Here is a 24,139-nt window from a genome sequence, read left to right as displayed (position 1 = left end):
CCTTGCGTTCGCAGGGCCGCCCCGTTGTAGCGCGATGTTAGCGGGCGCCGTCCGTGATGGCCGTGTGGCCGTTACGGTTCTTGGCCCAGGCCTCTTCGCTCGAGCCGGCGTCGATCGGGCGTTCCTTGCCGAACGAAATGGTCTCGATGCGGGCGGCGGCGACGCCTTGGCCGATCAGGAAGTCACGCACGGCGTTCGCGCGGCGGGCGCCGAGCGCCAGGTTGTACTCGCGGGTGCCGCGTTCGTCGGCGTTGCCTTCGATGCGGACGCGGACCTGCGGGTAGCGGTTCAGCCACTGAGCCTGGCCGGCCAGAACCGGCTGGGCGTCGGCGCGGACCGAATATTCGTCGGTGTCGAAATAGACGCGATCGCCGACATTGACGACGAAGTCCTGGACCGAGCCCGGCAGCACGCCGCTCGACACCGGCGGCTGCGGCGGCGGGGTGTAAGGATTGCTCGGCGCGGCCGGCGTCGGCTCTGGCGCCGGCGCGGCGGGCTGGGGCTTCGGACGCGAAGCGCAGGCGGCGAGCGAGGCGGCTGCCACGCCGACGAGCGCCAGTCTAATGGCGCGCTGGGTGTCGAAGCTCATCCAGTTTCTCCTCAGTCTACGAACTCTGGACCTGATCCATACCTGCGCAACGCTTGGAATGGACCCATGAAATGCCTGACCAAGCCTCACAATGATGTCAGATGCTCGTCGGACGATGATGATTCACTTCCGGCGCGAACAGTCCACGGGCCGGAACCTGCGCCTTGAACGCCTGTGCGGCGTTCAGGTTGCCCCATGGATGTGTCAATTAGTCGAGCAGCGGAGACCAAGCCGGATCCGAGCCCGAGCCTCCATAGGCCGCCGGCCGCAGGATCCGTCCGGTGATGTCCACCGTCCAGAGCTTGGGATTGCCGGCCGAGGCCTCGCGGAAGAACATCAGCACCCGGCCGTTCGGCGCCCAGGTCGGGCCCTCGTCCAGATAGCTGGTGGTCAGCAGGCGCTCATCGCTTCCGTCGGGGCGCATGACGCCGATATGGAACTCGCCGCCCGTCTGCTTGGTGAAGGCGATGAAGTCGCCGCGCGGGCTCCAGACCGGAGTGGTGTAGCGGCCGCCGCCATACGAAATGCGACGCACGCCCGAGCCGTCGGTATTCATCACATAAAGCTGGGCCTGGCCGCCGCGGTCGGAGTTGAAGGCGATCTTGGTTCCGTCCGGCGAGAATGACGGCGAGGTGTCGATGGCCGGGTCGGTGGTGATGCGGGTGGTGACGCGGCTGCGCAGGTCCATCAGATAGATGTCGCTATTGCCGGCCTTCTCGACCGAGAAGGCCACCTTGCTGCCGTCGGGCGAGAAGCGCGGGGCGAACACCATGCCCGGGAACTTGCCGACCGTTTCCTGGCGGCTGGTCTCGAGATTCAGCAGGTAGATCGACGAGCCGGTCGGCCGCAGGGCCATATAGGTCAGTTCCTGGCTGGTCGACGAGAAGCGCGGCGTCATCACGATGTACGAGCCGTCCGTCAGGTACTGCGGGTTGGCGCCGTCCTGGTCCATGATCGCCAGGCGCTTGACGCGCGCCAGCTTCGGACCGCTTTCGGCGACGAAGGCCACGCGGGTGTCGAAATAGCCCTTCTCGCCGGTCAGGCGCTCATAGACGGCGTCGCTGATCTTGTGGGCGACCCGGCGCCAGTTGTCGGGCGTCGAGCTGAACTGCAGGCCCAGCAGCTGCTGCTGGCTGAACACGTCCCACAGGCGGAAGTCGACGCGCAGGCCGCCGTCGGCGCCGACCGTGACCTGGCCGTTGATCAGGGCCTGGGCCCCGGTCGCCTGCCAGTCGGGGAAGCGCGGCTGAACGTTGACGTCCTGCAGCTTGTCCGGCACGCCCGTCACGTTCAGCGGCTGGAACAGACCCGAACGCTCGAGATTGCCGGTGATGACCTGGGCGATCTCGGCCCCGCGCGTCGTGCCGGAGAAGGCGGGAACCGCGATCGGCAGCGGCTTGACCGCGCCGGCGTTGATGTCGACCTCGATCTGCGCGGCGGCCGGCGTGACGAAGGCCGCGCCGCCCAACAGGACGGCGGCCATGAGCACCAGGGCTTTCAAGCGCATCGAGGTCTCCTTCTTGATCCTTCCCGGCATCAACGCGAACAGGCCTGTTTTGCGTTGAAGTTCAGGGCGATTTTCTGACCGTACAGGTCGGACGGCAGGTAGGCGAACGGCGAGGCGGCGAACAGCGCGCGGATGGCGCGGTCCGAAGCCGCCTTCACCACGGGATCGGGCGAGGACGTGCCCGGCGACTCCGGCTGACCGACGACCCGGCCGCCCGGTCCGATCACGAACACCACGCGGACATTGACGTTGGCGCCGCCTTCGACCTCGCAGTTGGGGTTCCAGCGGTCCTGGACCTCGCCCTGCAGGCGGCCCAGGGCCGCGGCCGAGAGGCCGGTGGCCGCGCCCATGGCCGGACGGGCCGAGACCGAGGTCTCCGCGCGCGCCGGCCCCTTGGGCGCGTTGGCCGTCGGCTTGCCGGTCGCCTTCTTGGACTTGGCGATCGAGGCCTCAAGCGAGGCGAAGAAGTCGGTGTCGGGCTTCTTCTGAGTCGGGGTCGGCTTGGCCGGCGTCGGAGTCGGCGCGGGCTTGGGCGTCGGGGTCGGCTTGGGCGGCGGAGCCGGCGCCGGGGTCGGGGTCGGCGCGGGCGTCGGGGCCGGCGGCTGCGGCGTGGCTTCCGGAACCGGATCCGGCGTCTGGGCCGTCTGCTCCTCCGGCGCTTCCTCGGCGGGTCGCACATTGGTCGGGCCGTTGGTGACGATGGTCACCGGCACGGACTCGCCGATAGTGATCGGCTTGGATTGCTTCCACGGCAGGCCAAACACGATCAGCGCCGCCACGGCTCCGTGCAGCGCGATCGAGGCCAGCAGGCCCGGAGAGATCTGGGGTTCGCGGCGAGCGCTCATGCCGATCCTACTGAGCCGGCCGCAGGTCGCCCGAGCCCTCCGGCTGAGCGTCCTTCGGGGCCGCGCCCGTGGAGGGACCGCCCGTCTCGGTGATCAGGTTGATCTTGCTGAAGCCCGCGTTCGACAGGCCCGCCATCACCTGGGCGACGACCGCATAGGTCGCTCCGCCGTCCGCGCGGACGAAGATTGGCTTGCTGTAGCCGCTGCCGGCGATGGCGGTCAGGCGCGGCGCCAGGTTCTGGAACGGGATCTCGGTCTCGCCGACGAAGATCTTGCCTTCGCGGTTGATCGACACCGTGATCGGCTCGTCCTGGTTCTGCAGGGCGGCGGCTTCGGTCTTGGGCAGCTCCAGCGGCACGCCGGCGGTCAGCAGCGGCGCGCTGATCATGAAGATGATCAGCAGCACCAGCATCACGTCGACCAGCGGGGTGACGTTGATCTCGGACAGGGCCCCGCGCGAGCGACGGCCGCGACGACGACGGCCCCTGCCGCCGGTCGCGAAGGCGTCGTTGGACGACATCGCCATCGGTCTAGACCCGGTCCGACAGGCGACGCTGGATCGCGGTCGACAGATCGTCGGCGAAGCCTTCCAGGCGACCGGCGTACTTGCCCGCGTCGGTCGAGAACTTGTTGTAGGCGATATAGGCCGGGATGGCGGCGATCAGGCCCACGGCCGTGGCGAACAGCGCCTCGGCGATCGACGGGGCCACGACGGCCAGCGAAGTGTTCTTCGAGATCGCGATGTTCTGGAAGGCGTGCATGATGCCCCAGACGGTGCCGAACAGGCCGATGAACGGGCTGGCGGTGGCGACAATGGCCAGGCTGCCGAGGCCTTCCTCGACCTTGGCGTTCTCGCGGGCGATCTGGGCGTCCAGAATGCGGTCGATGCGGGCGATCAGGAAACCGGCCTGGTTCTCGCTCATCGCGCCCTTGGTCTTGGCGTCGCGCCATTCCTTCAGGGCCGCCTGCAGCATGCGCGGCAGGGCGTGGCGCGGATTGGCGCCGGCCTCGCCCGCGACGTCCTCCAGCGAACGCCCGCCCGAAACCTGCTCCTCGAAACGATCGGCGGCGCGGTTCAGGCCGGCGAAGCGAACCAGCTTGTCCAGGATCACGGCCCACGAGCCCAGAGACGCCAGGATCAGACCGATCATGACGGCCTTCACGACCCAGTCGGCTTGCATGAACAAGGCGAAGAACGAGAAATTCGGGGCGGCTGCCGAGGCGTCCATGCGGGTTTGGCTCCGTTGGGGCGTCTAGAAGAACAATTCTACATTTGGAGCGTGACGGTCGCCAAAACCGGTGTCCACTTTTGGCTGTCACGCTCTAGCACGCGCCGTATGGCATGAAGCGACGCTTGGGTGAAACTATGACAATCGCCGAGCGATCCCGAAAAACGATGTTTGTTTATTCGCCGTCGCGGACCAGCCAGGGCGCCAGCTGGGCCAGCATCTCGGCGGTGGGCCGGCGCGGACGGCCGTCCAGGGTGATGCAGACCGCCTCGGCCCGGGCCTCGATCAGCACCGCGTCGCCGCGTGTCACCTTCTGGGTGACGTACAGCCGCGCGCCCTTCACCCGGTCATAGGTCGTCCGCACCACAAGGGCGTCATCGATCCGCGCCGAGCGCTTGAAGTCCAGGGTCATGTGGATGATCGCGAACGCCGTGTCGGCCTTGGCCAGCGCCGTGTGCGAGATACCGACCATGCGGAAGAAGTCGCTGCGCCCCCGCTCCAGATAGCGCAGGTAGTTGGCGTGATAGACGATCCCCGAGAAGTCGGTGTCTTCGTAGTAGATCCGCACGGGCAACTGATGCTCGCGGCCGGAGAACACGCCGGCCGTCGGTTCAAGGGCGGTGGGTTCGGGCGGGGTGGTCATGGGGACTGCTTAACCGCTGGCGTCGCGAACGTCAGCCCCACGGACATCAACCACCCCAGCACTGGGGCCGCTCCCGCGCCGATCACCGGCGCCGGGTAGTTGGCGATCAGGTTGGCGAGGACGAAGCCCGCCCAGGCGGCGGCGAGGGCCAGGGCGGCGGGGGCGCGGCGGCTCCAAAGCATGGCCATCGGCACTGCGATCAGGGCGACCGTCGCGAGCGAGCCCATCGTGGGCGAGGCCTCGAAGGCCCGGCGGACGACCAGCTCGACGTGATCGACGGCCGGTAGGGGATCGGGCCGGCTCAGCGCCCAGGCGACACCGGCCGCGCCAAGAATGACAAGCATACCGGCGATCCGGCGCTTGGACCTGTCGACCAGGGCCACGGCGCCGAGCGCCAGGGTCAGGGCCAGCACGGACGCCGCATCGGGCTGGGCGGCGAGGACCGCCAGGGTCGCGGCCAGAAGCACGGCGGCGATAGCGTCGAGGCGCTGAGCGGCGGTCCAGGCAGCCAGCGGGACCAGCAGCGAGGCGGCGTGCAGTTGCAGCGGTCCGAGGGCCACCCAGCGGCGGACGCCTTCCATCGAGACGCCGGCGACCAGGATATAGGCCTCGATGGCCAGCGTCAGCGCGAGCACGATCACGGCGGCGACGCGCCCCGGCGGCCGGACGCGCCAGGCGACAACGAGCGCCAGGAGCGCCCCGGCTAAGCCGGCGGCGACCTGGAGGACCATCGCCGAGGACGATCCGCCGGCGGCGCGGATCGCCAGGACCGAGATGGCCAGGGTGGCCACGACCTGCAGCGTGACGGCGGCCTTGCGCATGGCGGTTCTACTCGTCGAACAGGCCGCCCTGCCCCGTCGGGGCCGGCGGCGCTTTCAGGCCAAGGTGCAGATAGGCCTTGCCGCAGGCGACACGGCCGCGCGGGGTGCGCTGGATGAAGCCCTGCTGCATCAGATACGGCTCGATGACGTCCTCGACGGCGTCGCGGGCCTCGGCGATGGCGTAGGCGATGGTCTCGACCCCGGCCGGGCCGCCGCCATAGTGCTCGATCAGGGCGCGCAGATAGCGGCGATCGAGGCTGTCGAGGCCGACCTCGTCGACCTCCAGGCGGGCCAGGGCCAGGCCGGCGGCCTTGCGGTCGATGACGGCCGCGCCGTCGGCGGTGGCGAAGTCGCGGACCCGGCGCAGCAGGCGGCCGGCGACGCGCGGGGTGCCGCGCGCCCGCTTGGCGATCTCGTCGGCGCCATCCTCGGACAGCGGCGCGCCCATCTTGCGAGCCGCGCCCAGCAGCACGTGGCGCAGCTCGGCGGGGGTGTAGAACTCCAGCCGGATCGGGATGCCGAAGCGGTCGCGCAGCGGCGTCGCCAGCATCCCCGCCCGGGTCGTCGCGGCCACCAGGGTGAAGGGCGCCAGATCGATGCGGATAGAGCGCGCCGACGGTCCCTCGCCGATCACCAGGTCCAGCACATGGTCCTCCATGGCCGGATAGAGGATCTCCTCGAACGTTCGACGACAGGCGGTGGATCTCGTCGATGAACAGGACGTCGTTCGGCTCGAGATTGGTCAGGATCGCGGCCAGGTCGCCGGGCTTATTCAGCACCGGGCCGGAGGTGGCGCGGAAATTGACGCCCAGTTCGCGCGCGATGATCTGGGCCAGGGTGGTCTTGCCCAGGCCCGGCGGGCCGAACAGCAGGACGTGGTCCAGGGATTCGGCGCGGCCCTTGGCCGCCTCGATGAAGATGCGGAGATTGCCCTTGGCCTGCTCCTGGCCGACGAACTCGGCGAGGGTCTGCGGGCGCAGGGCGCGGTCGGTGGCCGGAACCTGATCGCCGTGCTGCGGCTCGCCGGAGATGACGCGGGTCATTGACCGGCCCCCTCCGCGCCTTCGGCGCTCCTCCCCCGGAGGGGGATGAAGGATCGGACGCCTTCCGCCCGCCTTCGGTGGCGGACGACCGCAAAGCGGTCAGGTGGGGGGAGCCTCATCGTCCAAGCTCCTGCAGGCCGGCCTTGATCAGAGCCTGGACAGTCGCCTCTTCGCCCAGGCGATCGGCGGCGGCCTCGACGACGCGGCGGGCGTTCACCTCGGCGACGCCCAGGCCCATCAGGGCGGCGACGGCGTCACCGGTCGGCGCGGGCTTGGCGGGCGCGGACGGCGAGCCCGAAGCCGGCGCGCTCGTCAGCACAGGTCCGTCGGTGATCGGCTTGTCCTTGAGCTCGGTGACGATGCGCAGGGCGAGCTTGGGCCCCACGCCGTTGGCGCGGCCGACAGCGGCCTTGTCCTCGCGAGCCACCGCCGACGCCAGCTCGGCTGGCGACAGCACGTCCAGCACCGCCATGGCGGCCTTGGGCCCGACGCCCTGGATCGCCTGCAGCAGCACGAAGGCCTTGCGGTCCTCGCGGGTGGCGAAACCGTAGAGCCGCAGGCCCGCGCTCTCGCTCCACTGGCTTTCGATGTGCAGCAGAAGTCTCCTCGCCCAGGGCCGGCAGGCGCTGCAGCGTGCGGTGGCCGCAGCGGACGACATAGCCGACGCCCATGACGTCGATTAGGGCCTCTTCCTCGCCGACCTCGGCGACGGCGCCGCGCAGACGCCCAATCATGCGACTCTCCGGGCGGTGCGGGCGTGGGCGTGGGCGATGGCCACGGCGAGCGCGTCGGCGGCGTCGGCCGTCGGCGAGCCGGCCGTCGGCAGCAGGCGGGCGATCATGAAGGCGATCTGGGCCTTGTCGGCGCCGCCGGTTCCCACCACCGCCTTCTTGACCATGGCGTTGGAATATTCGGCCACGAGCAGCCCGGCCCGGGCCGGCGCGATCATGGCGGCGGCGCGGGCGTGGCCCAGCTTCAGCGTCGACTGGGCGTTGGTGTTGACGAAGGTCTCCTCGACCGCCGCCTCGTCGGGCCTGTACTGCTCGATCACCGCGCAGATGCCCTCGAACAGGTGCAGCAGACGGTCGGAAAAGGCGGCCTTGTCGTCCGGGGCGATCACGCCGTGAGCCACATGCGTCACCCGCGAACCCAGCACGCTGACGACGCCCCAGCCCGTGCGGCGGAGGCCCGGATCGAGACCGAGGATGCGAATCGCGTTCATCATGTGTTCTCGCACCATCGTCGTTTCCGCCCTTCAGGAAAAGCCCCAGCATTCCTAACGAGCGGTAAACGCCGGCCCTTGCGCGCGGCCGTCAGGCAAGCTCTGTTCGCGCCCAAGCTTCATTGGGGAGAGTACGGATGAAACGGTCGGTCTGGATGATGACGGCGGCGCTTCTGGCCGCGCCGGTCCTGGCGAACGCACAGGTGGCCGAACCGCCCAAGACCGTCCGCCCCGATCAGCTGGCCTTCCGCGACCTCTACAAGGAGCTGGTCGAGATCAACACCACCCTGTCGGTCGGCTCCTGCACCCAAGCGGCCGAGGCCATGGGCGCGCGGCTGAAGGCGGCGGGCTTCCCGGCCGAGGACGTCAAGGTCGTGGTCGCCGACGGCCATCCCAAGGAGGGCAGCCTGGTGGCGATCCTTCACGGGACCGATCCGAAATCCAAGCCCATTCTGCTGCTGGCCCACATCGACGTGGTCGAGGCCAACCGCGCCGACTGGACCCGCGACCCGTTCAAGCTGGTCGAGGAGAACGGCTACTTCTTCGGACGCGGAACGTCGGACGACAAGGCCCAGGCGGCCATCTGGGTCGACAGCCTGGTCCGCCTGAAGCAGGCCGGCTTCAAGCCCAGGCGCGACATCAAGATGGCCCTGACCTGCGGCGAGGAGAGCGAGGCCTATAACGGCATCGAGGACCTGGTGAAGAACCACCGCCCTCTGGTCGACGCCGAATTCGCCCTGAACGAGGGCGCCGACGGCCTGCTGGACGAGCATGACAAGCCGGTCGTGCTGGAGGTCCAGGGCGGCGAAAAGGTCTATCAGGACTTCACCCTCACCGTGACCAATCCGGGCGGCCACTCCAGCCGTCCCGTCCCGGCGAACGCCATCTACCAGTTGTCAGCGGGGCTGGACCGGATCGGCGCCTACGGCTTCCCGCCGCGCTTCAACGACGCCACGCGCGGCTACTTCACCAAGATGCAGGCCCGCGTGCCGGCCGAGCAGGCCGCCGCGATGAAGGCGCTGGTCGCCGACATCAACGACCCGGCGGCGTTGAAGGTCGTGACCGCCGACCCGATGTGGAACTCGATGCTGCGCACCACCTGCGTGGCGACCATGGTCAGCGCGGGTCACGCGCCCAACGCCCTGCCTCAGCGCGCCACGGCCAACGTCAATTGCCGCATCCTGCCGGGCACGCCGGTCGAGGAGGTACGGGCCAAGCTGGCCGAACTGGCGGGGCGCCCGTCGCCGTGACCCTGGCGCACGAGCCCAACAGCGTCTCGCCGCCGCCGCCCCTGACACCGGCCATCATGGGCCCGATCGAGAAGGAAGCCGCCAAGCTGTGGCCCGGCGTTCCCATCGTGCCGATCCTGCTGACCGGCGCCACCGACGGCGTCCACACCAACGCCGCCGGCATCCCGACCTACGGCGTCTCAGGCCTGTTCGGCAGCTCGGACGGCGACGGCATCCACGGCCTGAACGAGCGCATCCGGGTCAAATCGCTCTATGACGGCCGCGACTTCCTCTACGCCCTGGTCAAGGACTACGCGGGCGGGAAATAGACGCCCTCCGCCTCTGGAACCGTCGTCCGATCTCCCTATCTCCGCTCCAGCGTAAAGGGAGACGGACGATGGTCGAGACATCGGACGACGGCATCCTGGCCGAGTACATGGTCAGCTACTGGTCGATGAAGCACGAGAAGCTCGACCGCCCGACCAAGCTTCTCGAGACCCTCTACATAACCGAGCGCTACCAGGCCGGCGAAAACCTTCGCGAGGCGCGTTCGGCCTATGACCACGCGATCTGGAACGGCGTGCCGGTGAGCGAGATGGATCGCCGCCTGGCCGAGCTCGACCAGTTCATGCGCGATCTCGTGCGCGAGCGCGCCGCCCAGTGGGGCCAGCCGCACTAAGCGGCTTCGACGGCGCTCCAGCCGAACAGGCCGCCCAGGATCAGGCGCCTGACGGCGGCGACATCGAGGCTGGTGCAGACCTCGGCGTTGGGCGCGCCGTCGATGCGGTCGACGCGACCCAGGCGATCGCCGTCGACGGCCACCCGCAGGCGCGCGGGCTGGAAGCTGAAGAGCTCGGGCGCCACCAGGCTGGCGGCGGCCACCGCGTCGTGCGGCCGGCAGCCCTCGCCGCCCCAGACCTGTTGATGAAAGGCGATATAGGGCCCTGCCGCCTTGGTCAGGCGCTGGGACAGCGGCGAGCCGCAACAGACCGCTCCCTTGGCCAGATCCTCGGCGGTGATCGACACCTGGTGGGTGACGTCCATCGGCATCAGACGCGGCATGACCCCGGCCTCCAGCGTCCGCTGCAGGGCTTCCGGATCGCTCCAGCTGTTGAAGTCGGCGCCGCCGGCGGCTTTGCCGGCCACCTCGAAGGCGCCGGCCATGATCGTAGGACGCCAGTCGCGGAAGGCGGCGGGATCTTCCAGCAGGCCCTTGGCCAGGTTGGTCAGGGGACCGAGGAACAGGCCCGTAACCTTGCGGCGGGCGGCGAAGGCCAGGAAGTTGGCCGAATGGCCCCGCTCCAGTTCGGGCAGCTTCCAGCGCTGCGAGAAGCCCGCGCCATTCAAGCCGTCGATCCCGTGGGCCGGCCGCATCCGCTCCACCCGGCGTCGAGCCAGGCCCGAGCCGGCGCCGATATAGACCTCGGCCCCGCAGCCGGCGAGACGCAGCACGCCCCGGGCGTTGGCGGCGGCCTGGTCGACATAGGTGTTGCCGAACACGGCCGAGACCGAGACCACGTCCACGGCCTGTCGCGCGCGGGCCAACAGCGCCAGCGCCAGGGCGTCGTCCACGCCGCAATCAGTATCGATGTGAACCCGCAGGACCATGCGACGCAGTCTAGCCGCGCGCCGTGACGAGGAGAAGGCGGCGGAGCGTAGTGAGCTCGCTACCCCGCCAGGTACCGGTCCAAATTCCGCTTCAGCCGCGCCATGACCGGCTCATCGGCCGCCGGGCGCTGGAACGTCTGGCCGGTGATCGTCTCGAAGGCCTCGATATAGACGTCCGAGGTCTGGCGGATCAGCGCCTCGGGAATCTCCGGGATCGGGTCGTTGTAGGGATCGCAGCGCTGCGCCACCCAGGCGCGAACGAAGTCCTTGTCGAAGCTGTCGGGGCGCTCGCCCGCCTCGAACTTGGCCGCGTAGGTCGCGGCCTTCCAGAACCGGCTGCTGTCGGGGGTGTGGATTTCGTCGGCCAGGACGATGGCGCCGTCGGCGTCGAGCCCGAACTCGTACTTGGTGTCGGCCAGGATCAGGCCGCGCTCGGCCGCCAGCGCCTGGCCTCGCGCGAACATGGCAAGGGCGTAGGCGCTGAGCTGCTCCCATTGCGCGGCGGTCAGCAGGCCCTGTTCCAGGATCTGGGCGGGCGAGAGCGGCGCGTCGTGGTCACCGTCGGCGGCTTTGCTGGTGGGCGTGAGGATCGGCTCGGGCAGGCGCTGGTTGGCGCGCAGCCCGTCGGGCAGGGTTACGCCGTACATCTGGCGCTCACCCTTGTTGTAGAGCGTCAGGATCGAGGTCGAGGTGGTTCCGGCCAGGTAGCCCCGCACCACCAGCTCGACCGGCAGCATCTCCAGCCGACGGCCGATCAGCACGTTCGGGTCCCGGATAGGCCAGGACGTGGTTGGGGCAGATGTCGGCGGTGGCGTCGAACCAGTAGCGCGCCGTCTGGGTCAGCACCTGGCCCTTGCACGGCACGGCGCACAGGATCCGATCGAAAGCGCTTAGACGATCGGACGCGACGATCACCCGACGGCCGTCCGGCAGGTCGTAATTGTCCCGCACCTTGCCGCGATAGTGGTTGGGCAGTCCGGGCAGCTCGACTTCAGCCAGGGCGTTTGGGGCGGAAAAGGTCACCGGGGCCTCGTCGCTAGCAATACAAAGCAAGACGGGGGGAGGCCCATCGGACCTCCCCCGGAAACATCAACCCAGCTTGGCCAGGTCTTCGTCGCTGATGTCCTCGTTCGAGTAGACGTTCTGGACGTCGTCGTCGTCGTCCAGCAGGTCGAGCAGCTTCATCAGGGTGGCCGCCGAGTCGCCCGTGACCGGCACCTGCATCTTCGGACGCCAGGCGATCTTGGTGTTCGACGCCGCGCCGAACTTGGCTTCCAGGGCGGCGGCCACTTCGTTCAGGCTCTCGAAAGCGGTGTAGATGGTGTGGCCTTCGCCTTCCTCGCCCATGTCGGAGGTGACGTCGTCGGCGCCGGCCTCGATGGCGGCTTCCATCATGTCGTCTTCCGACGCGGCCTTGGCCGGGTAGGTGATCTGGCCGACGTGATCGAAGTTGAAGGTCACCGAGCCGGTGGCGCCCATGTTGCCGCCGACCTTGGTGAAGTACGAGCGGACATTGGCCGCGGCGCGGTTCTTGTTGTCGGTCAGCACCTCGACGATGATGCCGACGCCGCCGGCGGCGACGCCTTCGTAGCGGATTTCCGAGTAGTCGGCCGCGTCGCCCATCTGCGACTTCTTGATCGCGCGATCGATGACGTCCTTGGGAAGGCTTTCGGCCTTGGCGTTGTTCACGGCCAGACGCAGGCGCGGGTTCATGGCCGGATCGGGCAGCCCGGTCTTGGCCGCGACGGTGATTTCCCGCGACAGCTTGGAGAACAGCTTGGAGCGCGCGGCGTCGGCGCGGCCCTTGCGGTGCATGATGTTCTTGAATTTCGAGTGGCCGGCCATTCGGAGGCTCTGTCTCTGGTCTGAAAAATGAAGTGTGGGCGCTTTGAGCCCCCAGGGGCGGGTTTTGTCACCCCCAAGGGCGCCGGGCCGGGCTTGCGCCTCGTCCCGCCTCGATGATAGTTAGGCCATAACTTAAGTATTAGAGAGCGACCGATGAGCCTGACGCTACACGCCCACCCGCTGTCCTCGTTCTGCTGGAAGGTGCTGATCGGCCTCTACGAGAACGACATCGCCTTCGAGAACGTGATGGTCAACCTGGGCGATCCGGCCGGGCGCGAGGCGTTCCTGAAGCTGTCGCCGATGGGCAAGATGCCCGCGCTGCGCGATCACCTCCGCGACGAGACGGTGCTGGAGACCAGCGTCATCCTCGACTATCTGGACCTGCGCTATCCGGGCCGCGTGCGGTTCGTGCCTCAGGACCCGGACCTGGCCTGGCGCACGCGGTTCTGGGATCGCTTCTTCGACCACTACATCCATCACCCGATGCAGCGCATCGTCGCCGATCGCATCCGGCCGGCGGAGGCGGGCAAGGACCCGTATGGCGTCCGAGAGTCCCACGCCCAGTTGGCCACGGCCTGCGATCACTTGGAAAAGCAACTGGCCGACGGCCCGAACTGGATGTGCGGCGACTTCGGCCTGGCCGACTGCGCGGCCATGCCGGCGCTGTTCTACGCCGACAAGGTCCAGCCGCCAGAAGCCCCATTCGGGGACCGCTGGCCGCTGGGCCTGGCCTATCTGGAGCGCCTGAAGAGCCGCCCCTCGGTCCAGCGCGTGCTGGCCGAGGCCGAGCCATTCTTCCGGTATTTTCCAGAGGCTTAGGCGACTTCCGGGATCGACGGCTGGAGCCGTCCGCCGACGCGGATCGGCTCGACACGCACCGCCAGGCCCGTGCGGTCGTCGGTCTCGACGAACACGCCGCACACCGTCGCCGGCCCCGAGGCCGGCGTGTAGCGCCCGCCGCTGATCTTGGTGGTGAACCGGCGCAGAGGCTCTTCCTTCTGGTTGCCGATCACGCTGTCGTAGTCGGCGCAGGCGCCGGCGTCGGTCTGATAGGCCGTGCCGCCCGGCAGGACCTGGCAGTCGGCCGTCGGGACATGGGTGTGGGTGCCGACCACCAGCGAGGCGCGGCCGTCGCAATAGTGGCCCATGGCCATCTTCTCGGACGTCGCCTCGCAATGCATGTCGACGATCACCGCGTCGGCCACCTGGCCCAGCGGAGCCTTGTCCAGCTCGCGGTCGGCGGCGGCGAACGGGTCGTCCATGGCGTCCATGTGGACACGGCCCAGCAGGTTGACGACGAACACGGTCTTGCCCGAATCCGTCTGGAACAGATGGCTGCCGCGCCCCGGGGCGTCCGACAGGATCGGATAGTTGGCCGGACGGATCAGACGCGGTTCGCGGACGATATAGGTCAGGGCCTCGCGCTGGTCCCAGCTGTGATTGCCCAGGGTCAGGCAGTCGGCGCCGGCCTCGAACAGCTCGCGAGCGGTGTTCTCGGTGATACCGAAGCCGGCGGCGGCGTTCTCGGCGTTGATGATCACGAACTCGAGCCCGAGACGGCGGCGAAGGTCGGGCAGATGGTCGGCCAGGCCGTCGCGGCCCGACTTGCCGACGACATCGCCGAAGAAGGCGAAACGCATCGAAAGTCCTTAAGGAGGGCCTGCGCGGCCCATGTCATTGACCGCGATATACTCTTTTTCGGTGAGAATGGCGTCCAACCTTTGATCGTGGGCCTCGTGCGGCAAATTCTCCACCTGCTGACCGCTGTAGGCGAGGCCTAGGACCATGACCCGCTTGCGGGCCCTGAGCGCCTCCAGCGCCCGGTCGTAGTAGCCGCCGCCTTGCCCCAGCCGCGTCCCGTCCAGCTGGAAAGCCAGCAGCGGGGTGACGACCAGGTCCGGCTGCAGCGCCGGCTGCGTCGGCGGCGGACCGCGCAGGCCGATGGCGTCATGGACCAGCGGCTGTTTCGGATCCCAGAGGCGGAATACCATGCGGCCGGTGTCGGCGTCCTCGACGGCCGGCAGGGCCAGGGTCCAGCCGGCCTCGCGCATCTGGTCGGCCAGGAGGCGTGGCGACACCTCCGAACCGAGGCCGTGATAGAGCGCGGCCACCTTGCCGGCGGGATCGGGAAACAGCTTGGCCAGGGGCTCGCGGGCCACCTCGGCGATCATCCAATCGGCTTCGGGATGCTCGCGCGCCAGCTGCTTGCGCTGATTGCGAAGAAATACGCGCAGGGCCGTCTTGGCGGCGACGGGGTCGACGATGGTCATCGGCCGTTTATAGGGGAGAAAGGTGGCGGCGCCGCGAAGAACCGTGAAGACGTTTCAATCCACTCGAACCTGTCAGTAACAGGTGGGCCCCGTGTTCCCGCAGCCACGGCCACGGGAGGGAACAGGTCCCGATAGAGAGATTAAGGTCCCTGGGAATAGAAATCTTCGACGAGAGCCACAGCAAGACCCGCCGTGGATCAATATAGGGGGTCGGGCGCCCCAGCGATAGAGGCGCCCGCGTCGCAGGCGACGATCAGAGGCCCAGCGACGCCTTCAGGAAGGCGTCGGCCTTGGTCAGCATCTCGGTTCGCGCCGCACTGTCGTCCAGCTGATGGTCCAGCCCCTTGAACTCGACCAACTCGGCCTTGCGTCCCGCGTCGCGCAGCTTGCGCTCCATCAGCCGCGACTCGCCGATGCCGACATTGGCGTCGAGGTCGCCGTGGAACAGCAGCACCGGCGCCTTGATGCGCGCGGCGTTCTGGGCGGGCGAACCCTCGACCACGTGCGGGCCCTTGCCGATGAATTCACTGACCTGGAGGTAGTTGGTGAAGTTCAGGGACTCCGCGCGCAGGGTCTCCAGATCGGTGACCGGCGCGATCGCCACGATGGCCTTGAAGAGGTCCGGATCCAGCACCGCCGACTGCAGCGCCGCGTATCCTCCGTACGACCAGCCGACGATGGCCAGCTTGCCCGGCGCGGCGATGCCCTGCTGGACGAGCCACCGGCCGCCGTCGTTCACGTCGCCGATCGCCGTGCGCCAGGACTGGAAGCCGTTCTTCTGGAACCAGTCCGCGCCATAGCCGCTGGAGCCGCGATAGTTGGGCTGCAGCACGGCGTAGCCTTGGTGCGCGAAGAACTGAGCCAGCCAGTCGAAGCCCCATTCGTCGCGTGCGCTCGGGCCGCCGTGCGGCATGACGATCGCCGGCAGGTTCTTGCCCTCGCCGCCCGGCGGCAAGGTCAGGTAGCCGGGGATCTGCGTTCCGTCGGCGGCCGGGTAGGTCACCGGCTTCACCGTGGCCAGCTTGAACGTCTCAAGCTGGGGCCGGGCGGCGATCAGCTCCCGCAGGCTCCGCGTCGCCTTGTCATAGAGATAGTAGAGGCCCGGATCGCTGTCGCCGCCGGCGAACAGCAGCAGCTTCGACTCGTCGGCCGAGGCGTCGACGAAGGTGACGAGCCGCTCCGGCAACGCCTTGCCCAGCGCCAGGCCCAGCTTGCGCAGCTCGGGGTCGAAGAATTCCGTCTCGCGCTTGTCGGTGACGTAGGAGACCCCGACCACGCGGTTCTGGCGGCCGATCCGCACCAGCCCCGCGACATCGACATCCGGTCGCGCCAGCACCAGCTCGCGGTTCAGCGTCTCATCGAGCGTGATCTTGTAGAGCGCCTGGCGGCCGTCCTTGGCGTCGAAGCCATAGACGACGTTGAGCTCGGGATCGACGGCGTGGGGATTGAAGCCGCTATAGCCGGAGCCGCTCAGCGTCAGCTGGCCCAAGGGCGACCAGTCGCGGCGTTCGGGCTGGCGATAGAAATAGAGGATCTTGTCGCTGGCGTAGCCCGACGACCGCGTCGGCCGAACGCCCATCACCCGGACGGTCCCGCGCCCATCGCCGATATATTCGATGGCGTTGAGGTTTGGCTTCTCGACGGACCGGCGGGCCAGGGTCGTGGTGTCGATGCGATCGACGCCCAGCCCATCGTCCTCGTTGGCCAGATGGGTGCCGGTGGAGCGCTCCGGTACATAATCGCGGGTGATCAGAATTCCGCCTGGCGCGTCGTCGGTCGCCCAGTCGATCACCACGCCGCCGTTCTGCGACATCCGCAGCGATCGGTCGTTGGTCTGGGCGCTGAGCACCTTCAGGTCGCCGCCGTCGCTGTTGATCGCGATCAGGCGCGTGAAGCCCAGCCGATTCTGCGCGTCCCTCACGACGACATAGATCTGGCAGACCAGACGCGTGTTGGTCGACCAGCGGCAACCGGTCAGCCGTTCGGGGCTGCCATTGGAGGCGAGGATCGCCTTGGGCGGGCCGGAAGCGGCCGTGTCGACAATCTCCAGGCGAACGCCGCGCCCGGCGGCCGGCACGACCATCGCCACCTTCTGTCCGTCCGGTGAAAGGCTGATCTGCTGGATGTACTCGCGCGCGCCGAACGCGGCGGGCGTATCGTCCGCCGCACGGGTTTGCCCGCTCAGGATCAGGCCAAGCAGCCCGAACACCGGAACCCATTTCATCGAAGCGCCTCGCAATCGTGCGCTCGACGATAGGCTAGGCATTGCGGATAGGACAACCTTGAGTGTGACGCGCGCCTTACTCGGCCGCCAGCTTCTCGATCTTCTCCGCCGCCGCGTCGAGCGCGCGGATGGCCGCGATCTCGGCCTTCGTGCCCTCCTGATTCAGGCGGGCGATCTCGGCGTTGGCGTGGGCCAGGCGCAGCTTCATGTCCGACAACTCGTCGGCCAGCAGCAGGGCCCCCATCAGGAATAGGCGCGTCTCGCCCAGCTGGCCGACGTCGGAACTGACCTGGCGAACCTGGCGGTCGAACAGCCGCGCCAGTTCCGAGAGATGCGGCTCCTGGCCGTCCTCGCAGCCGACCATGTAGGGCCGGCCGTTCACGTGGATGGTCACCTGGGCCATGTGTCAGGCCTCCCCCCGATCGCGGACTTTGGGATCGCTGACTTTGGGATCGTCCGCCTCGGGCGTGTCGAACAGGTCATCGTCCGGCTCGGGGGTGAGCGTGAGCTCCTCCTGATGTCCGGCCTCGTCATGCGCGTGGTCGTCATTGGCCACGAACTCGTCGCCCAGGGCAGAACGGATCTCCGCGATCGCGCGCCCCAGCGCCGCCGAGGCCTGCTCGCCGGCTTCCTCAAGCGCCTTTTCGCGCTCGCGGGCGGCTTCCAGGTCGGCGACCAGCCGAATGCGCTCTTCATCGTCGAAGAGGCTGGGCTCGGGGGGCGACGAAGACGGGACGGAAGCGACCGCCGCGGCAGCGGCGATCGCGCGCTCGGCCTCGGCCGCCCTGGCCGCCTGGCGCTGCTCAAGCTGAGCCACCGCGCGCTCCAGACGGCGCACGGCCAGGTCGAGGGCCGTACCGTCGGCCGGGATCATCGGCGATTTCCAATCATGCGACGCAACATATAGATGAGCCCCGTCTATGCCAGTCGTCAGGGCGACATTTGGGCGGCGCGGAGCCCATAGCAGCATTTACCGCGGCCGTGTCAGTTTCTAGGCCTTGACTCAGCGCCTTTCCCCCGCAAAACGCGCACCCAAATAGGGAACGCCGATCGAACTCGATCGCGCGGTCATAACAGGAGAACGACCCATGGCTATTCGCGTCGCCATCAACGGCTTCGGCCGCATCGGACGTCTGGTCCTGCGCTCCATTGCCGAGCATGGCCGCCGCGACATCGAGGTCGTCTCCATCAACGACCTCGGCCCGGTCGAGACCAACGCCCACCTGCTGCGCTACGACAGCGTTCACGGCCGCTTCCCGGGCGTGGTCACCTCGGGCGAGGACTGGATCGATGTCGGCATGGGCAAGATCAAGGTCACGGCGATCCGTGATCCCAAGGACCTGCCGCACAAGGAACTCAACGTCGACATCGCGTTCGAGTGCACCGGCATCTTCACCGCCCGCGACAAGGCCGCCCTGCACCTGGAAGCCGGCGCCAAGCGCGTGCTGGTCTCGGCTCCCGCCGACGGCGCCGACAAGACCATCGTCTACAAGGTCAACCACGAGACCCTGACCGCCGACGACATCGTCGTCTCGAACGGCTCGTGCACCACCAACGCCCTGGCCCCGGTGGCCAAGGTCCTGCACGACCTGGTCGGCATCGAGCGTGGCTACATGACCACGATCCACAGCTATACCGGCGACCAGCCGACGCTGGACACCATGCACAAGGACCTCTACCGCGCCCGCGCCGCGGCCCTCAGCATGATCCCGACCTCGACCGGCGCCGCCAAGGCCCTGGGCCTGGTCCTGCCGGCCCTGAAGGGCAAGCTGGACGGCAGCTCGATCCGCGTCCCGACCCCGAACGTCTCGGTCATCGACCTGAAGGTCGTGCCGACGCGCGACACCACGGCCGCCGAGGTCAACGCCGCCCTGCAGGCCGCCGCCGACGGTCCGATGAAGGGCGTGCTGTTCACCACGACCGACCCGCTGGTCTCGTCGGACCTGAACCACATCGCCGCCAGCTCGACGGCCGCCCTGCCCCAGACCCAGGTCATCGAGGGCAAGCTGGTCCGCGTGCTCAGCTGGTACGACAACGAATGGGGCTTCGCGACCCGCATGAGCGACACCGCTCTCGAGATGGCGAAGTTCCTGTAAGCGCTAAAAGACCCCCGCCCTTCCTGAAGGGCGGGGGTTTTGCTTGATGGCGGAAGCTTCGATCGAAATGCCCGCGAGGCCTTGGCTCATGCCACTGACCCTCGCAATAACTGTCTGGCCGGCAGGCTGGGCGGGCGGTCACAGTCTGTTCAAGATCGTCGCCTTCATCGCTCACCAGCAAGGATGCGAGATTTGCTTTCGTCCGACCGACACGACGCCGACACTCTGGAGCTTGATGGCCGGGATCGCATTGCTCGGCGCGGCGATCGTCTGGCTTGTCCTGCTGGGGCGTTGCGTGTTCGCCGCGCTGCGCCGAAGAACTCACAGCTTGGCCCACGTGACGCTTGCTCTAGCGTTGCTTGGCCTCTTCGCCTGGGCTAGCCGCTAGCCCGAACCTTTCGTCCGCCGACCAGGACCAGATCCATGACCTTCCGCACCCTCGACACCGCCGATCTCGCCGGCAAGCGCGCCCTGGTCCGGGTGGACTTCAACGTGCCGGTCGACGGGGGCGCGATCACCGACGACACCCGCCTGCGCGCGGCCCTGCCGACCATCCGCTACCTGTCCCAGCAAGGCGTCAAGGTCGTGCTGCTGGCCCACTTCGACCGGCCCAAGGGCAAGGTCGTTCCGGAGATGAGCCTGGCCTTCGTGGCCGAGCCGCTGTCGGCGCTGCTGGAGCAGCCGGTCGCCTTCGCCTCGGACGCCATCGGCCCCGAAGCGGCCAAGGTCGTCGACGGTCTGGAAAACGGCGGCGTGGCGCTGCTGGAGAACGTCCGCTTCCACGCCGGCGAAGAGAAGAACGATCCCGCGTTCGCCAAGGCCCTCGCGGCCAATGGCGACGTCTATGTCAATGACGCCTTCAGCGCCGCCCACCGCGCCCACGCCTCGACGGAGGGCCTGGCCCACCTGCTGCCGGCCTATCCGGGCCTGGCGATGCAGCGCGAACTGGAAGCCCTGGACGCCGCCTTGGGCAATCCCAAGAAGCCGGTCATCGGCATCGTCGGTGGCTCCAAGGTCTCGACCAAGCTCGATTTGCTGCGCAATCTGGTGACCAAGCTGGACTATCTGGCCATCGGCGGCGGCATGGCCAACACCTTCCTTCACGCGGCCAAGATCGATGTCGGCGCCTCGCTGTGCGAGCCCGACCTGGCCGACACCGCCCTGGAGATCATCGACCTGGCCGGCGCGGCCGGCTGCAAGCTGCTGCTGCCGACCGACGTGGTCGTGGCCAAGAGCGTCAAGCCGGGCGTCCACGCCGAGACCCGCAACGTCTATGACGTCCGCCCCGACGACCTGATCCTGGACGCCGGTCCCGAGACCGTGAAGACCCTGCTGGCGGCCATGGACGCCAGCAAGACCCTGATCTGGAACGGCCCGCTGGGCGTCTTTGAAGTCCCTCCGTTCGACGAAGCGACCGTTTCGGCGGCAAAGCACGCAGCGCAGCTGGCGAAATCGGGTAAGATCGTGGCCGTGGCCGGCGGCGGTGATACGGTGTCGGCTCTGAACCACGCGGGTGTGTCGGCCGACATGACGTTCGTCTCGACCGCCGGCGGCGCGTTCCTGGAATGGATGGAGGGCAAGACGCTTCCGGGCGTCGCGGCTCTGGAACAATAGGACGACGACTTCGTTTGGCGCGGATCATGCAGATCCGCGTCGATCTGACGACGGAATGCCCCGGGCAGAGAACGCAAAAGCGTCACGGCCCCAAGAACAAGAAACGATCCAACCACTTAACGCTTGCAGGAGAGAACTACGTGGCTCGCATCACGCTGCGCCAGCTGTTGGACCATGCCGCCGAGCATGAGTACGGCTTGCCCGCCTTCAACATCAACAACATGGAACAGGGCCTGGCGATCATGGAGGCGGCCGACGCCGTCAACTCGCCGGTCATCATCCAGGCGTCGCGCGGGGCGCGGAACTACGCCAACGACATCATGCTGGCCAGGATGATCGACGCTCTGGTCGACATCTATCCGCACATCCCGGTCTGCATGCACCAGGACCACGGCAACGGCCCGGCGACCTGCGCCACGGCGATCCAGTACGGCTTCACCTCGGTGATGATGGACGGCTCGCTGATGGAGGACGCCAAGACCCCGGCCTCCTACGAGTACAACGTTCGAGGTCACCCGCAAGGTGGTGCAGATGGCCCACAGCTGCGGCGTCTCGGTCGAAGGCGAACTGGGCGTGCTGGGTTCGCTTGAGACCGGCATGGGCGAGGCCGAGGACGGCCACGGCTTCGAGGGCAAGCTCAGCCACGACGAGCTGCTGACCGATCCGGACCAGGCGGTCGACTTCGTCGCCCAGACCGGCGTCGACGCCCTGGCCATCGCCATGGGCACCAGCCACGGCGCCTACAAGTTCACGCGCAAGCCGGACGGCGACGTCCTGGCCATGAACGTGATCGAGGAGATCCACCGCCGCCTGCCCAACACCCACCTGGTGATGCACGGCTCGTCGTCGGTCCCGCAGGACCTGCAGGACGTCATCAACCAGTACGGCGGCGAGATGCCCCAGACCTGGGGCGTGCCCGTCGAGGAGATCCAGCGCGGCATCAAGCACGGCGTGCGCAAGATCAATGTCGACACCGACAACCGCATGGCCATCACCGGCGCGATCCGCAAAATCCTGGTCGAGAAGCCGGGCGAGTTCGACCCGCGCGCCTATCTGAAGCCCGCCAAGGAAGCCATGCGCAAGGTCTGCCAGGCCCGCTTCGTCGAGTTCGGCTCGGCCGGCCACGCCGACAAGATCAAGGCGCTGTCGACGGCGACCATGGCCAAGCGCTACGCCTCCGGCGAGCTGCACGCCAAGTTCGGCGGCGACGCGGCCAAGGCCGCCGCCGAATAGGCGTCGCCGCCTGAAGACGAAGAGGCCTCCCGGATCGCTCCGGGAGGCCTTTTTCGTGTCGGCTGTTGGCCGCTATTCCGCGGCCGCGAGAAAGCGGCGGCGACGGGCGAGCAGCTTGACCGCGCCGGCCCCGACCGCGCCGCTGAGCAGCATGGCCAGGGTGAACCAGAGCCCCACGAACGTGTAAGTCCCCTGCCAGCAGTGCAGGCCGTCGACCGTCGCCGCCACGCCCCCGCAGAACAGGCCGCAGGCGAAGCCGGTGGGCGCGGGCCGCTCCAGGTCGACATCGCGCAGCCCGGCCGCCACCAGCGCCAGCATCGGCGCGGCGATGACTAGGATGTCGCCGAGACAGGCGGCGGCGCTGGGCCAGTCGGGGGCGGTGAGCGCCTCGGCGTCCGCGCCGGACGCCTGGACAGCCGCGGCGATCAGCATGGCGCAGGCCAGGGCCCCCGCCCCGGCCATGGCCCGAAACCCGCCACGGCGCGCGCGCGCCAACAGCGTCGCGGCGGCCAGGGCGCAGAGGGCGACGGCGGCGGGATAGACCGCCTTGATCCAGAAGAAGGTCTGTGTGGCGGCGAGGGGCAAGTCCGGCCGCAGGTCCAGCCAGACCAGGATCATCAGCACGCCGGCCAGGGCGCCGGCGGCGGCGGCCTCGGCCAGTCGCCATGGCAGGGTCGCGGCCGACCAGATAGGCGCGCCGCCTCCCACGCCGCCTATCGGAGCGACAGTGTCATCGATCGTCACGCGCCTCTCCCCACAGAGCCGTATGGCGGTTGCGCCAACGCCTATCGCGTCTCATTCGCGAAAGGCGGGCGCACTTCAGTGGCGGAACGTCGGTTTGTCAATCGACTGGAGGGCGACGACACGAAACTTGATCGTCGCTAGATCTGGCGACGGCGCGCCAAGGCTCGCCCGGCCTACCAACGCAGCGCCCAACGCCCGACCGCCGCGCCGAGGGCGGCTAGGGAAAGCACCCCGAGGCTGTACCAGAGGGCCACGAAGGTGAAGGTGTTCTCGGCGCAGTGCAGCCCATAGACCGTCGCCGCCACGCCGCCCGCGAACAATCCCGTCGCCAGACCCGCCAGGGTTAGCCGGGGTCGGGGCCATGCCGCGCACGACCCACAGGCCCAAGACCAGCATCGGCAGGCCCAGGACCAGGATATTGCGGCTGCAGACATGCCAGGAATGGCCGCGGAGCATGTGCAGCGTCATCTGGATGTCGGGGCTCATCATCGCCTGGACGACGCCCGCGACCACGAACGCCGCCAGGACGGACAGGCCCAGGATCCAGCCGCGACGGCCCGAGCCGCCCGGCCGCGACAGCCGCTCGACGGCGAGATAGCCGGCCACGCCGAGCAGGGCGGTGTAGAGCGCCTTCATCCAGAACATGCCGCCGCGCATGGCGAGCATCAGGTCGTGGCGAGTGTGCAGCCAGGTGAGCACCAGCGCCAGCGCCGCCAGCGCGCCCAGGCCGGCGACCATGGCCAGTCGGCGGGACGGGGCGCGCGTCGCTCCAACATCCGTGGCCCGGGCGTCCGAGACCAGGGCGTCGATCAGGTCATCGGTCCGCACGGCGCATCCTTTCGGCCAGGGCCTTCAACGCCCGGTGCAGGGCGACCTTGGCCGCCCCCTCGGACATGCCGGCCTTGGCGCCCGCCTCGGCCAGGGACAGGCCCGTCAGCTTGACGTCGGAGACCAGGGTCCGCTGCTTGTCGGGCAGGGTCGCCAGGGCGCGGTCCAGTTCGAGGCCGACGCCAGGATCGGGCTCGTCCGCGGCCAGGAACTCGATGTGATCCTCGATCGGCAGGGTCTGTCGGACCTTTCGCCGCCGCCAGTGGTCGATCAGCTTGTAGCGCGCCACCGCATGCGCCCAGGCGGTGAACGACAGGGACGTGTCCCAGGTCGACCGCTTGAGATGCACCGCCAGCAGCGTCTCCTGCACAAGATCCTCCACATCGCCGGGCGCGCCGGACATCCGCCGCGCAAAATAGGCGCGCAGCCGGACGCCGAGAACGGCCAGACACTCGCGATAGGCGGCGGCGTCGCCGTCCAGCCCGCGCAGCATCAGCGCCTTCAAACGGGTCTCGGTATCCGTCACGCCTGCCCCTATTCGCGCGCCAT

General features: G+C 68.5%; 25 protein-coding genes and 5 pseudogenes. 8 read left to right on the top strand and 22 right to left on the bottom strand.

What is annotated here, in order from left to right; translation table 11 throughout:
* Positions 1–37: 37 nt before the first annotated feature.
* The 10 genes and pseudogenes from pal to ruvC all read right to left on the bottom strand — a co-directional run bounded on the left by pal (position 38) and on the right by ruvC (position 7,914).
* Complete coding sequence (pal, locus tag ACHMW8_RS11875) at positions 38–604, bottom strand: peptidoglycan-associated lipoprotein Pal (protein WP_125159219.1); 567 nt, start codon at positions 602–604, stop codon at positions 38–40.
* A gap of 193 nt (positions 605–797) precedes the next feature.
* Positions 798–2,096 (bottom strand): Tol-Pal system beta propeller repeat protein TolB, encoded by a 1,299-nt coding sequence (gene tolB, locus ACHMW8_RS11870; protein ID WP_125159120.1) that lies wholly within the window; start codon positions 2,094–2,096, stop codon positions 798–800.
* Positions 2,097–2,125: 29 nt separating this feature from the next.
* A complete protein-coding gene (locus ACHMW8_RS11865; protein ID WP_395445658.1) occupies positions 2,126–2,941 on the bottom strand; it encodes an energy transducer TonB in 816 nt (271 codons plus the stop codon).
* A 7-nt stretch (positions 2,942–2,948) separates the two neighbouring features.
* Positions 2,949–3,467 carry an ExbD/TolR family protein gene (locus ACHMW8_RS11860; protein WP_395445657.1) on the bottom strand — a complete coding sequence of 173 codons (519 nt, stop codon included), beginning with the start codon at positions 3,465–3,467 and terminating at the stop codon, positions 2,949–2,951.
* Positions 3,468–3,471: 4 nt separating this feature from the next.
* A complete protein-coding gene (tolQ, locus tag ACHMW8_RS11855) occupies positions 3,472–4,170 on the bottom strand; it encodes a protein TolQ (RefSeq protein WP_125159123.1) in 699 nt (232 codons plus the stop codon).
* A gap of 175 nt (positions 4,171–4,345) precedes the next feature.
* Complete coding sequence (gene ybgC / locus ACHMW8_RS11850; protein ID WP_395445656.1) at positions 4,346–4,813, bottom strand: tol-pal system-associated acyl-CoA thioesterase; 468 nt, start codon at positions 4,811–4,813, stop codon at positions 4,346–4,348.
* On the bottom strand, positions 4,810–5,634 hold the full coding sequence (locus ACHMW8_RS11845) for an FtsW/RodA/SpoVE family cell cycle protein (RefSeq protein WP_395445655.1): 825 nt from the start codon (positions 5,632–5,634) through the stop codon (positions 4,810–4,812). Before ACHMW8_RS11845 ends, ybgC begins: the two co-directional genes overlap by 4 nt.
* Positions 5,635–5,641: 7 nt before the next feature.
* A pseudogene (gene ruvB, locus ACHMW8_RS11840) lies at positions 5,642–6,677 on the bottom strand (Holliday junction branch migration DNA helicase RuvB).
* A gap of 115 nt (positions 6,678–6,792) precedes the next feature.
* Positions 6,793–7,411, bottom strand: a pseudogene (gene ruvA, locus ACHMW8_RS11835) (Holliday junction branch migration protein RuvA).
* A complete protein-coding gene (gene ruvC / locus ACHMW8_RS11830; protein WP_199743594.1) occupies positions 7,408–7,914 on the bottom strand; it encodes a crossover junction endodeoxyribonuclease RuvC in 507 nt (168 codons plus the stop codon). The pseudogene ruvA and the gene ruvC overlap by 4 nt, the downstream one beginning before the upstream one ends.
* A gap of 122 nt (positions 7,915–8,036) precedes the next feature.
* On the opposite strand from ruvC, the gene ACHMW8_RS11825 reads away from it, so the two are divergent.
* From ACHMW8_RS11825 to ACHMW8_RS11815, 3 genes are all read left to right on the top strand, one after another.
* Positions 8,037–9,149, top strand: coding sequence for a M20/M25/M40 family metallo-hydrolase (locus tag ACHMW8_RS11825; protein WP_395445654.1), 1,113 nt, complete (start codon positions 8,037–8,039; stop codon positions 9,147–9,149).
* A complete protein-coding gene (locus tag ACHMW8_RS11820; protein WP_395445653.1) occupies positions 9,071–9,457 on the top strand; it encodes a M20/M25/M40 family metallo-hydrolase in 387 nt (128 codons plus the stop codon). The genes ACHMW8_RS11825 and ACHMW8_RS11820 overlap by 79 nt, the downstream gene beginning before the upstream one ends.
* A 68-nt stretch (positions 9,458–9,525) precedes the next feature.
* Positions 9,526–9,807 (top strand): hypothetical protein, encoded by a 282-nt coding sequence (locus tag ACHMW8_RS11815; protein WP_125159130.1) that lies wholly within the window; start codon positions 9,526–9,528, stop codon positions 9,805–9,807.
* Here ACHMW8_RS11815 and ACHMW8_RS11810 read toward each other — a convergent pair.
* The 3 genes and pseudogenes from ACHMW8_RS11810 to ACHMW8_RS11800 form a co-directional block, all read right to left on the bottom strand.
* Positions 9,804–10,736, bottom strand: coding sequence for a nucleoside hydrolase (locus tag ACHMW8_RS11810; RefSeq protein WP_395445652.1), 933 nt, complete (start codon positions 10,734–10,736; stop codon positions 9,804–9,806). The two genes, ACHMW8_RS11815 and ACHMW8_RS11810, sit on opposite strands and share 4 nt — an antisense overlap.
* Before the next feature lie 59 nt (positions 10,737–10,795).
* A pseudogene (locus tag ACHMW8_RS11805) lies at positions 10,796–11,759 on the bottom strand (phosphoribosylaminoimidazolesuccinocarboxamide synthase).
* A 66-nt stretch (positions 11,760–11,825) separates the two neighbouring features.
* On the bottom strand, positions 11,826–12,581 hold the full coding sequence (locus tag ACHMW8_RS11800) for a YebC/PmpR family DNA-binding transcriptional regulator (protein ID WP_125159133.1): 756 nt from the start codon (positions 12,579–12,581) through the stop codon (positions 11,826–11,828).
* A gap of 153 nt (positions 12,582–12,734) precedes the next feature.
* Here ACHMW8_RS11800 and ACHMW8_RS11795 point away from each other — a divergent pair, with 153 nt between their 5' ends.
* Complete coding sequence (locus ACHMW8_RS11795) at positions 12,735–13,400, top strand: glutathione S-transferase family protein (RefSeq protein WP_395445651.1); 666 nt, start codon at positions 12,735–12,737, stop codon at positions 13,398–13,400.
* Here the strand turns inward: ACHMW8_RS11795 and ACHMW8_RS11790 are convergent.
* The 5 genes from ACHMW8_RS11790 to ACHMW8_RS11770 form a co-directional block, all read right to left on the bottom strand.
* The gene (locus tag ACHMW8_RS11790) at positions 13,397–14,221 is read right to left on the bottom strand and encodes a TIGR00282 family metallophosphoesterase (RefSeq protein WP_125159135.1); all 825 of its coding nucleotides are present in this window, start codon (positions 14,219–14,221) and stop codon (positions 13,397–13,399) included. The genes ACHMW8_RS11795 and ACHMW8_RS11790 overlap by 4 nt on opposite strands.
* Positions 14,222–14,230: 9 nt before the next feature.
* Complete coding sequence (locus ACHMW8_RS11785; RefSeq protein WP_395445650.1) at positions 14,231–14,851, bottom strand: 5-formyltetrahydrofolate cyclo-ligase; 621 nt, start codon at positions 14,849–14,851, stop codon at positions 14,231–14,233.
* A gap of 253 nt (positions 14,852–15,104) precedes the next feature.
* Positions 15,105–17,075, bottom strand: a complete 1,971-nt coding sequence (locus tag ACHMW8_RS11780) for an alpha/beta hydrolase family protein (protein ID WP_395445649.1) — start codon at positions 17,073–17,075, stop codon at positions 15,105–15,107.
* A gap of 76 nt (positions 17,076–17,151) precedes the next feature.
* The gene (locus tag ACHMW8_RS11775; protein ID WP_395445648.1) at positions 17,152–17,478 is read right to left on the bottom strand and encodes a cell division protein ZapA; all 327 of its coding nucleotides are present in this window, start codon (positions 17,476–17,478) and stop codon (positions 17,152–17,154) included.
* A 3-nt stretch (positions 17,479–17,481) separates the two neighbouring features.
* Entirely contained in the window at positions 17,482–17,949 is a 468-nt protein-coding gene (locus ACHMW8_RS11770) for a hypothetical protein (protein ID WP_395445647.1), read from the bottom strand.
* A 214-nt stretch (positions 17,950–18,163) separates the two neighbouring features.
* Between ACHMW8_RS11770 and gap the strand changes: the two genes are divergently transcribed.
* The 4 genes and pseudogenes from gap (at position 18,164) to fba (ending at position 22,018) form a co-directional block, all read left to right on the top strand.
* Positions 18,164–19,171 carry a type I glyceraldehyde-3-phosphate dehydrogenase gene (gene gap / locus ACHMW8_RS11765; RefSeq protein WP_125159140.1) on the top strand — a complete coding sequence of 336 codons (1,008 nt, stop codon included), beginning with the start codon at positions 18,164–18,166 and terminating at the stop codon, positions 19,169–19,171.
* 88 nt (positions 19,172–19,259) lie between these two features.
* On the top strand, positions 19,260–19,559 hold the full coding sequence (locus ACHMW8_RS11760; protein ID WP_395445646.1) for a hypothetical protein: 300 nt from the start codon (positions 19,260–19,262) through the stop codon (positions 19,557–19,559).
* Between the two features lie 35 nt (positions 19,560–19,594).
* A complete protein-coding gene (locus tag ACHMW8_RS11755; RefSeq protein WP_395445645.1) occupies positions 19,595–20,785 on the top strand; it encodes a phosphoglycerate kinase in 1,191 nt (396 codons plus the stop codon).
* Between the two features lie 140 nt (positions 20,786–20,925).
* Positions 20,926–22,018: pseudogene (fba, locus tag ACHMW8_RS11750) on the top strand (class II fructose-bisphosphate aldolase).
* Positions 22,019–22,090: 72 nt separating this feature from the next.
* Here fba and ACHMW8_RS11745 read toward each other — a convergent pair.
* From ACHMW8_RS11745 to ACHMW8_RS11730, 4 genes and pseudogenes are all read right to left on the bottom strand, one after another.
* The gene (locus tag ACHMW8_RS11745) at positions 22,091–22,762 is read right to left on the bottom strand and encodes an NrsF family protein (protein WP_395445644.1); all 672 of its coding nucleotides are present in this window, start codon (positions 22,760–22,762) and stop codon (positions 22,091–22,093) included.
* Positions 22,763–22,935: 173 nt separating this feature from the next.
* Positions 22,936–23,196: an NrsF family protein gene (locus ACHMW8_RS11740; RefSeq protein ID WP_395445953.1), complete on the bottom strand. Its 261-nt coding sequence runs from the start codon at positions 23,194–23,196 to the stop codon at positions 22,936–22,938.
* Positions 23,138–23,500, bottom strand: a pseudogene (locus tag ACHMW8_RS11735) (DUF1109 domain-containing protein); the annotation flags it as partial. The gene ACHMW8_RS11740 and the pseudogene ACHMW8_RS11735, both read right to left, overlap by 59 nt.
* 76 nt (positions 23,501–23,576) lie before the next feature.
* Positions 23,577–24,116, bottom strand: a complete 540-nt coding sequence (locus ACHMW8_RS11730) for a sigma-70 family RNA polymerase sigma factor (protein WP_125159146.1) — start codon at positions 24,114–24,116, stop codon at positions 23,577–23,579.
* Positions 24,117–24,139 lie beyond the last annotated feature (23 nt).

Source organism: Caulobacter sp. UC70_42 (genome assembly GCF_044056025.1).
In the GTDB taxonomy this organism is placed as follows: domain Bacteria; phylum Pseudomonadota; class Alphaproteobacteria; order Caulobacterales; family Caulobacteraceae; genus Caulobacter.
The sequence above is the reverse complement of the archived record's forward strand: the minus strand, read 5'-3'. Positions and strand labels throughout refer to the sequence as shown.